5 protein-coding genes are annotated in these 10,247 nt (G+C 56.3%); 1 reads left to right on the forward strand and 4 read right to left on the reverse strand.

Features of this window, described 5'->3' with window-relative positions; genetic code table 11:
- Positions 1–50: 50 nt before the first annotated feature.
- The 3 genes from gltB to VMJ32_06150 form a co-directional block, all read right to left on the reverse strand.
- Positions 51–4,634 carry a glutamate synthase large subunit gene (gltB, locus tag VMJ32_06140; GenBank protein HTQ38587.1) on the reverse strand — a complete coding sequence of 1,528 codons (4,584 nt, stop codon included), beginning with the start codon at positions 4,632–4,634 and terminating at the stop codon, positions 51–53.
- Between the two features lie 73 nt (positions 4,635–4,707).
- Complete coding sequence (locus VMJ32_06145; protein HTQ38588.1) at positions 4,708–5,760, reverse strand: LysR family transcriptional regulator; 1,053 nt, start codon at positions 5,758–5,760, stop codon at positions 4,708–4,710.
- Positions 5,761–6,264: 504 nt separating this feature from the next.
- Positions 6,265–6,996 carry an RraA family protein gene (locus VMJ32_06150; protein HTQ38589.1) on the reverse strand — a complete coding sequence of 244 codons (732 nt, stop codon included), beginning with the start codon at positions 6,994–6,996 and terminating at the stop codon, positions 6,265–6,267.
- 259 nt (positions 6,997–7,255) lie between these two features.
- Here VMJ32_06150 and VMJ32_06155 point away from each other — a divergent pair, with 259 nt between their 5' ends.
- Complete coding sequence (locus VMJ32_06155; protein ID HTQ38590.1) at positions 7,256–7,888, forward strand: PEP-CTERM sorting domain-containing protein; 633 nt, start codon at positions 7,256–7,258, stop codon at positions 7,886–7,888.
- A 160-nt stretch (positions 7,889–8,048) separates the two neighbouring features.
- On the opposite strand, the gene glnA is transcribed toward VMJ32_06155, so the two are convergent.
- Entirely contained in the window at positions 8,049–9,461 is a 1,413-nt protein-coding gene (gene glnA / locus VMJ32_06160; GenBank protein ID HTQ38591.1) for a type I glutamate--ammonia ligase, read from the reverse strand.
- Positions 9,462–10,247: the final 786 nt, after the last annotated feature.

A 10,247-nucleotide genomic window follows, 5' to 3' on the forward strand; every position in this document is an offset into this window, starting at 1 on the left:
ATCATTCTCTTTTCTTTGCCTCTCCGCGCCTCTGCGTCTCTGCGGTTCAATTACACATTCACCACGGCCTTCGGCGCCGTTTCCGCTTCGGCAGAAGTTGGCAAATGGGCCTTGGCCATTTCCGCCAGCGCACGTTTGTAATCGGTCGGCATCACTTTAACAAACTTACCGATCATGTTGTCCCAATCGTCCAGCACCCGTTGGCCGATCGTGCTGCCCGTGTAATGCACGTGCTGGGCTAGTTTTTTGCCAATGTATTCGCGGTCATCAGCATTGAGCTCTTCCAACTGGATCATTTCCTTATTGACGAGCTTGGGGAAGCGGCCGGTTTGATCCAGCACATAGGCGATGCCGCCGCTCATGCCGGCGGCAAAATTCCGGCCGGTTTCCCCCAAAATAATGGCCCGCCCGCCGGTCATGTATTCGCAACCATGGTCTCCCACCCCTTCTACGACGGCGTGCGCGCCGCTGTTGCGAACACAAAACCGCTCACCGGCCACGCCCCGCAAATACAGCTCGCCGCTGGTGGCGCCGTACAGCACCACATTGCCGGCCACAATGTTTTTCTCGGCGGCAAAGGTGGCTTCCCGTGGTGGATAAACAATAATCCTGCCGCCGGAAAGCCCCTTGCCGCAATAGTCGTTCACATCTCCTTCCACACGCACCGTGACGCCGTGCACGCCAAAGGCCAGCAAGCTTTGGCCCGCCGAGCCTTTGAAGTTGAGTTGAACGGTGTCTTCCACGTCGAACCCGTGAGCGCCGTATTTCCGAGTAATTTCGCTGGACAAAATGGTGCCCACCGTCCGGTTGATGTTACGGATCGGCAAATCGAGCGTGACGGGAGTCTGATGCTCAATCGCCGGACGGCACAAATCGAGCAGCGTCGTGACATCCAGCGATTGCTCCAGGCCGTGAGCTTGCGGCTCGCTGCAATACGTTTTAATGTGCGATGGCGCCTCCGGCTTGTACAAAATGCTGGAGAAATCCAACCCCTTGGCCTTCCAATGGGCAATCGCTTTGCGGCTGTCGAGCATGTCGACACGACCCACCATTTCGTTGATCGTGCGAAAGCCCAGCCGCGCCATCAGTTCCCGCAGTTCTTCGGCTAGCAAAAAGAAAAAGTTCACCACGTACTCCGGTTTGCCGGAGAACTTTTTCCGCAGTTCCGGGTCTTGCGTGGCCACGCCCACGGGGCACGTGTTGAGATGACATTTGCGCATCATAATGCAACCAATGGTGACCAGCGCCCCGGTGGCAATTCCCCATTCTTCAGCCCCCAGCATCGCGGCTATCGCCACATCTTTCGCGGTGCGGATCATGCCGTCGGTTTGCACGATGATTCGGCCGCGCAAATCGTTCTTCACCAGCACTTGATGCGTTTCGGCCAGACCTAGTTCCCACGGCAAACCGGCATGCTTGATGGAAGTTTGCGGGCTGGCGCCGGTGCCGCCATCGTGCCCGGAGATCAGCACCACGTCCGATTTTCCCTTGGCCACGCCGGCGGCGACGGTGCCCACGCCGACTTCCGCCACCAGCTTCACGCTAATGCGGGCCCGGCGGTTGGCGTTTTTCAAATCGTGAATGAGTTGGGCCAAATCTTCGATGGAGTAAATGTCGTGATGCGGCGGCGGAGAAATTAAACCCACTCCCGGCGTGCTATGGCGAATACGGGCAATTTCTTGATCAACCTTATGCCCGGGCAACTGGCCTCCTTCGCCGGGCTTGGCCCCCTGAGCCATTTTGATTTGCAGTTCTTTGGCGCTGTTCAGGTATTCGCTGGTGACGCCGAAGCGGCCGCTGGCCACTTGCTTGATGGCGCTGGAGCGCAAATCGCCGTTGGCGTCCGGCATATATCGGGCCGCGTCTTCGCCTCCTTCGCCGGTGTTGCTTTTCCCGCCGATGCGATTCATGGCAATGGCCAGCGTTTCGTGCGCTTCTTTGGAAATCGAGCCGAACGACATCGCTCCGGTGGCAAACCGCTTGACGATTTCCTTGGCCGGCTCCACTTCGTCCAACGGCGCCGGCTGGGTTTCTTTGCGAAATTCCAGCAAGCCGCGCAGCGTGAGCAACCGCGTTTGCTGCTCGTCGATCAGCTTGCAAAACTGTTTGAATTCCTCCCGGCTGTTGATCCGCGTGGCGTGTTGCAGCTTGGCCACGACCTCCGGATTCATCACGTGCGCCTCGCCTTTGCGGCGCCACTGATATTGGCCACCAACGTCTAAATCGAGCAATTCGGGAACTTCCGCGCGCGGATAAGCGTGCTCGTGCCGTCGCAGTGTTTCTTCGGCAATTTCCGTCAGGCCCACCCCTTGGATGCGACTGGGGGTCCACGTGAAATATTCGTTCACAAAGTTCGAATTCAAGCCAACCGCCTCGAAAATTTGGGCGCCGCGGTAACTTTGCTGCGTGGAGATGCCCATTTTCGACATCACTTTTAGCACGCCCTTCACCGCCGCTTTCACATAGTTTTTCTGCAACTGCTTATGGGTTAAGTTGTCCGGCAAATAACGCTGCGAGAGCATCTCGTCCAGCGTGGCCAATGCCAAATACGGGTTGACTGTGCCCGCACCGTACGCGGTCAGCAGGGCAAAATGATGCACTTCACGGGCTTCGGCCGTTTCGATGACCAGCCCGCATCGGGTGCGCGTCCCTTCGCGCAGTAAATGATGATGCACGTTGCTGACGGCCAGCAGGGCGGGAATGGCTACATGGTCGTGATTCACCCCGCGGTCCGACAGCACGATAATCGCCACGCCTTCTTCAATCGCCCGGCTGGCTTCAGCTCGCAGCTCTTCTAGCCGCTGCTGCAAGCCGGTAGCTCCGACATCTCTCGGGAACAGAATGGAAAGCGTCCGGCTGCGTAAACCGGGCGCATTGAGCTCCTTGATTTTGGCGACTTCCCCGTTGGTGATGACCGGCGCTTCCAACCGCAGCAGCCGGCATTGCTCGGGTGTTTCGTCAAGTAAATTTCCTTCCGAGCCGATGGTCGTAATCATCGAGGTGATGATTTCTTCCCGAATGGCGTCCAGCGGTGGATTGGTCACTTGCGCAAACAGTTGCTTGAAATAGTTGTACAACAACTGCGGGCGTTCCGACAGAACGGCCAACGGCGCATCGTTGCCCATCGAGCCGATTGGCTCGTAACCGTCGGTGGCCATCGGTCCCATAATAATCCGTAAATCTTCCAGCGTGTAACCGAAGGCACGTTGCAGCTTCACCAGGGGTTCGTCCAAATGGCCGTTCACGCCGGCCACGTCCGGCAGATCGTCCAGTTTCACTTGATTTTCGGTAATCCATTGCCGATACGGATGCCGCGCGGCCAAACCGGTTTTGATTTCGTCGTCGCGGATGATGCGGCCCTGCGTCGTATCGACCAGGAACATGCGGCCCGGCCGCAAGCGCCCCTTGTATTCCACCTGATCTTGTGGCAGCGCCAACACGCCGGCTTCCGAGGCCATGACCACCAAACCGTTTTTCATCACCCAATAGCGGCTGGGGCGCAAGCCATTGCGATCCAGCGTCGCCCCAATCACGGTGCCGTCGGTAAACGCCATCGAGGCCGGACCATCCCACGGCTCCATCAGGCAGGCCTGATATTCGTAGTACGCCTTCAAATCGTCCGGCATGCTTTCGTGGCCGCTCCACGGCTCGGGAATCAGCATCGACATGGCTTGCGCCAGCGAGCGCCCGGTCAGCACCAGCAGTTCCAGCACATTGTCGAAAATCGCCGAGTCGCTGGCGCCGGGGACGCAAATCGGACAGATTTTCCACAAATCGGGGCCATAAATCGGATGCTTGAGCATGCTTTCGCGGGCATACATCCAGTTCACGTTGCCGCGCAGCGTATTGATTTCGCCGTTATGCGCCAGGAAGCGGAACGGATGGGCCAAATCCCAAGTGGGGAAAGTATTCGTGCTGTACCGCTGATGCACCAAGGCCAACGCCGACACCAGCCGATCGTCGTGCAAATCTTCGTAGAACTGTTCCACCTGATCGGCCAGTAACAACCCCTTATAAACGATGACCCGGGATGACAGCGTGCAGGCGTAGCAGCATTTTTTTTGCTGCAAATCGTTCGAAGCGCGAATTTCCAATTCGTGCCGTTTGCGAATCACATACAGCTTCCACTCGAACAATTCCGCCGGCGTATGTTCGCCACGCCCAATAATTGCCTGCCGAATCAACGGCTCCACTTCGCGCGCCGTGCGGCCGATGCCGGAATTGTTGACCGGCACGTCGCGCCATCCCAAAAACCGCTGGCCTTCATCGGCGCAAATGGCTTCCAAACGTTCCTCGCAATAGCGGCGCTCTTTTTCATCCGGCGGCAAAAACACATTGCCAATCCCATACTCTCCGGCTGCCGGCAATTGAATTCCCAGGGCCGGCAGCGCGGCCTGAAAAAACTCGTGCGGCATTTGCAGGAGAATGCCGGCGCCGTCGCCGGTCAGCGGATCGCACCCGCAGGCCCCGCGATGAGTAAGATTCACCAAAATCTCCAACCCTTGCCGCACAATTTGATGGCTCTTTTCGCCGTGCATGTTGACGACGAAGCCTACCCCGCAGGCGTCATGCTCGAAGGCCGGATCGTACAAGCCCTCGCATGGTCGCCGATCGTGTGGAAATTGTGACTCCATAGCCTTACCTGTTCGATAAATTCTGAATTGGTCGTTTCCCTACGCACAATTTGAGATCGATTGCTGACTTGCCTCAATGCGCCGCCGCCGGTTGAACAGCCAGTGCCGCAGCTCCGTTGCCCGCCAAATGATTGCGGCCGTTATGCCCTGAGGCGCCATGTCCCGGGGCGCCACGTCCTGCGGCGGTAAACTCAGAGTCGGCCTCGCCATGCTGCGCCGTCGCCGGGACGTGAGCGCCGCTTAAATGGCTTTCGCCGCGCAATAATTCAATAAACTTCCGCACCGTCACGCCTAAATCTTTCCCCCGGCGATGGATAATTCCCAGCGGCCGCACCAGCTCGTTGGTCGACAGCGGCACCGCGGACAAAGCCCCCGTTTCCATTTCCCGCACCACGGTGGGCGCCGGCAACAAGCTGACCCCGGCGTCGATTTCGACTGCCCGTTTGATGGTTTCGATGTTGTCGAACTCCATCACGACGTTGATTTCGCTGCGATGTTCCAACAACACCCGATCGATCTCGCGACGGATGGTTAAATCGGCGTCGAATCCCACGAGCGCCTCACCGGCCACCTCTTCCAGCGACACGTGCTGCCGCTTCGCAAATCGGTGGCCCGGCGCACACACCAACACCATCGGTTCCTGACGCCAACCGATGGCTTTGATCGTGCGCGAGGGCTTGGGGTAACTCACCAGCCCCAAGTCAGCATGATCGCTTTCAATCGCATCGTAAACTTTGTGCGGATGCAGGTACTCCAGTCGCACGTTCGCCTTGGGATATTGGCTCAGGAATTGGTGCAGGTAACGATCCATGTGATGCAGCCCCACCGAATAAATCGAGGCCACGCGCACGCGGCCGGCCACTTCATCGTGCAGCGTCCGCACACGATCTTCCAGCGCAAAATAACGCTCCACAATTTTGCGGCAGCCGCCGTAATAAATTTCCCCTTCGGGAGTCAGCGTAAAGGGTCGCTTGGAACGGTCAATCAGCTTTGTGCCCAAGTGTCGCTCCAGTTGATGAACGACCTGGCTGGCGCCGGATTGCGAGATGCCGTTTTCCACCGCCGCGCGGGAAAAACTACGACGTCCGACAACGTCGCAAAACACTTTCAGCGACTTCAGGTGCATAGATCACCGCAGTTGAATATCGAAGCTCAAAGAATTAGGAATTCGAATACCAGTTAAGATAAGTATTTGTCCAGAACATAGTAGCGTAAGGATCTTGTTGCCCGAAGTCAAGCAACACGTAATTAGAAATCTGAATACAAGACTAAACTAGATCGCGTTTCAGCACTTGTAATGCGGCGTAATATCATACAAGAAAGCAACTTATGTAAGAATTAGCGTTTCGAATGCCAGTCCGCGGCTCTTAAGTTCATCGAAGATAGGCACTTTTAGGTGGTGGGCTAATTTGAACATAGCCCGACTGTGTCAGTCGGGAAAAGCGGCTGTCGGAATTTCAAATTGTCCCACCACCCACTTTTATCCTTCATTCTAGGTGCAAATCGCAAAGGGGCATTGAGTTTGCCGCCTATATAACAAAGACGTTCCGAAAGGGCGGCGGCGAGATAGGCCCAGGTTTTTCCCAAGTTGTTGGGCATATTCTGGGCCGACAGCGGTCGCAAATTTTCTTCAGCGTTTTCGTTGCACGCGGTCCATCAATTGCGCTACTTGGGCTGAAAATTCTTTACGACGCGCTGTAAACTCCGCGACGGTTTTCGAACCCGGCGAGCGGACGTAATCGAGCACGATTTTTTCCGCAGCGGCAAACTCGGCTGCAGCTTGGGGAAGTTGGTCGGCAATTTCCAGCGGAATGCGCGTCACGCCGTTCAAGTCGCCGTGCAGTAAATCGCCGTTGTTGACCATCAAGCCCCCGACGCGCACCGGCAGTCCAAGGTGCAAAATATGGCAATAGCCGTGCGAACAAATCGTGCCGCCGGTGAATACCGGATAATTCAAAGCCCGAACTTGTTCCAAATCGCGGCCAGCGCCCGAAGTGATCAACCCCGCCGATCCGAATGCCCGATACGTGGAGCACATGACTTCACCAAACGTGGCGCCCACCGCCGGGTCGTCAAAGTCTTGAAACACCACGGCGGCCGGTCCGAGCAATTCGGCAAAACGTGCCACTTGCAAATCGATGCTGCCGTATGCGTCGCCCGTGGCGGGAGGAGCGTCGCTGCGAAATGACGCCGTAGCGGCAAAACCCACCATCGGCGGCAATTCCGGAAATGCCGCTCGAATACGGCCATCCATATACCCACGGTTGCGCGGCACCACGTCGAACAGCTCAATCGTGTTGCTGATCGTGGGCGTATCAAACTTTGCCAAAGCGGCCAAAGTAGCGGCGGAGATGCTCATCATCCTGGTAATCCCCAAGCAAATTCAACAATTCAACCGAGAAAGACAGGCCACCATCCTAGCCGAAAAGCACGCCACTTTTCAGCCGCACCGGACCTGCGCGATTTTAACCCAAAAAACACAAACAAAAACGAGCAATTTCCTTGACGGGCCCGTCAGGACTCGATAAATTGGCCAATACTTGTATATGCACGGTATGTGAGCTGCAGAATCCAATTATCAGGGGAGTTTTATGCGAAAGGCAATTCCTATGCGCATTGCTATGACGACATTCCAAGGAATTATCGCTGTCTGCGTTTGCCCGATGTTGGTGGTTCCCGCGCTGGCGGCCAACAGCTACAACGAAGCGGTTAACGGCAACTTGTCGACCAATCAATCGTCTCCGACTCCGTTTACGATCGCCTCGGGGACCAACCCTGTCATCGGCTCGGTCGGTCCGGGCAACTCCGCAGATTGGATTGCCATTACCGTCCCCGCGGGCTTGCAATTGAGCTCTGACGTTCTGGCCGTCTATACTTCGACCGATTCGCAAGGCTTCACTGGCTTCCAGGCCGGTTCCGCGTTTGTGGGAAATCCGGAAACCACCGCTTCAGCTTACGAAGGTTACACGCATTTTGGCACTTCCGTTACTAACGGTTCGCTTCCAGTACAGAACCTCGCAGGAGCTGATCTATTACCAATCATGGCGAATCCTGCCGATGCTCCAGGATCTCAGGGTTTCACTCCGCCCCTCGCCGCCGGCACATACACGTTTTTGATTCAACAACTGGGCGCCGCGACAAGTTATGAATTCGATTTTGGCGCCAGCGCCGTGCCCGAACCGGCTGCGCTCGGTTTGCTGGGACTGGGGGGCATTGGCTTGGCGGCAGCCGCTTATAAGCGCCGCAGTCGGTAGAATTCTGTTCTTGTAGTTGTTAGCAGTGAACAGACGTTACCAATAAAAAAGCCCAGGGGTTGCTACCCCTGGGCTGGCGTCTTTTTTGGTTGTGATGCGCGACCAACGGTCGCGGCTTTATATACCTGCCGGCCGCCCGCTACTTGCCGCCAGCCGCTTGCTACATATCGTAATACAGGCAGAATTCGTACGGATGGGGCCGCAGCCGCATGGCGTCGACTTCCTTATCCATTTTGTACGAAACCCACGTGTCGATCACGTCTTTGGTAAACACGTCGCCGCGCAACAGGAAAGCGTTATCGTGCTTCAAGGCCGACAGCGCTTCTTCCAAGCTCCCCGGCGTCTTGGGCACTTCGGCCAGTTCTTCCGGCGACAGGTCGTAAATATCCTTGTCCAGCGGCTGGCCCGGGTTCAGTTTGTTCTGAATACCGTCGATCACCGCCATCAACATGGCCGCAAAGGCCAGGTACGGATTGCACGAAGGATCGGGGCAGCGGAACTCCACGCGCTTGGCCTTCGGGCTGGGGCTGTACATCGGAATGCGGCATGACGCCGAACGGTTCCGCTGCGAGTAGGCCAAATTCACCGGCGCTTCGTAACCCGGCACCAGTCGCTTGTAGCTGTTGGTCGTTGGGTTGGAAAACGCCAGAATCGACGGGGCGTGCTTGAGCAAGCCCCCGATGCCGAACATGGCCGTCTCGCTGAGTCCCGCATAACCGCTACCGGCGAACAGCGGGTTGCCGCCTTTCCACAGCGAAATGTGGGTGTGCATGCCGGAGCCATTGTCCGCGAACAGCGGCTTAGGCATGAACGTGACGGTTTTGTTGTACTTTTTGGCGACGTTCTTGATGATGTATTTGTAAATCATCACCTGATCGCCCATCCGCACCAACTCTTGGAACCGCATGTCGATTTCGCTTTGTCCGGCCGTCGCCACTTCGTGGTGCTGCGCCTCGATGTCGATGCCGCAATCGATCATCGTCTGCATCATCTCGTTGCGGATGTTCATCAAGGCATCGGCCGGCGGCACCGGAAAATAACCTTCCTTGTAGCGGATTTTGTAGCCTAAGTTTGGTCCCTCATCACGGCCGCGGTTCCATTCCCCTTCCACGCTGTCCACGTGGTAGTACCCTTCGTGCTGATTGAAGTCGTAACGCACGTCGTCGAATATGAAAAACTCCGCTTCCGGACCAATGAAGCACGTGTCGGCAATTCCGGTGCTTTTTAAGTAATTCACGGCCTTACGGGCCACATTCCGCGGGTCGCGCGAATAATCTTCGCGGGTAATCGGGTCTTGAATGTTGCACACCATCACCAGCGTGGGGATAGTGGTGAACGGGTCGATAAATGCCGTCTCCGGCTGGGGCACCACGAGCATGTCGCTTTCGTTAATGGCCTGCCAACCGCGGATACTGGAGCCGTCGAAGCCCAACCCGTTTTCAAACACGTCTTCATCCAGCTTGTTGACCGGCACGGTGAAGTGCTGCCACAGGCCCGGGAAGTCCATGAACCGTAAGTCCACCGCCTTGACATCCTTTTCGCGGCACAATGCCAACACTTCTTTTGGCTTCACAGCAAATCCCCTTTCAAAAAAACCAGAAGGTAAAGTTTGAGATCAATGTTCTAGATAGCTAGGCCGACCAATGGAACCGCTGCACTGGATCCATGACAACCGCTAACTCCCCAGCCAGCGGCAAAAGAACTTTTTTGGATTCACCTCTATTAGCAATCACAATGCCAGAGCACGGAGCAGGCGCGCAGAAACAACATGATAGCGCCTAATTGCCTACTTGCAACGGGGTTGGGCTGAAATAACCGGCCGCGCAAGGGAGGGGAATAAATCGAAGAATGCCGACGATTTAAGCAACGATAGATCAAATCTCAGGCAAAATGCACGATAATCATGGCGCTTGCGTCGAGCGAACGTTAATTATCCATAAGCATTTCTGCGCCGTGTTTGTGCGTTGCCATTTGTGACTTAAGGCCCCTGGGCTTTCGTCCCCCAAAAATGCGCGGCCGAAGCGGTTGCTTTCCTGGCATTGCGGCATGACGTTTGCCCATACCGCGGCAGATCAGTGTGCATCGCCTTACAGAGTCATGGACGCCACTCTGTGTATCTAACCCGAACTGCCAAAATTCCAAAGGATGGAATTTCTTGGCAAGCGTCTCTGATTTTGTAAGGAGTTCTTCGTGAGTACGAGCTTTTCCCCCACACTTTCTTCCAATGGCAGCGCCGCCGCAGCCGGCGGTTCCGCCCCCGCCACCACTCATGCCGCAACCCGTATGGCGGCCATTTCCGCAGTCACCAGTTGGCGTCCCATTTCGCCCCCCCTTAATTTTGCTGAAACCCCGGCTCAAA

This window comes from Pirellulales bacterium (assembly GCA_035499655.1).
Classification (GTDB): domain Bacteria; phylum Planctomycetota; class Planctomycetia; order Pirellulales; family JADZDJ01; genus DATJYL01.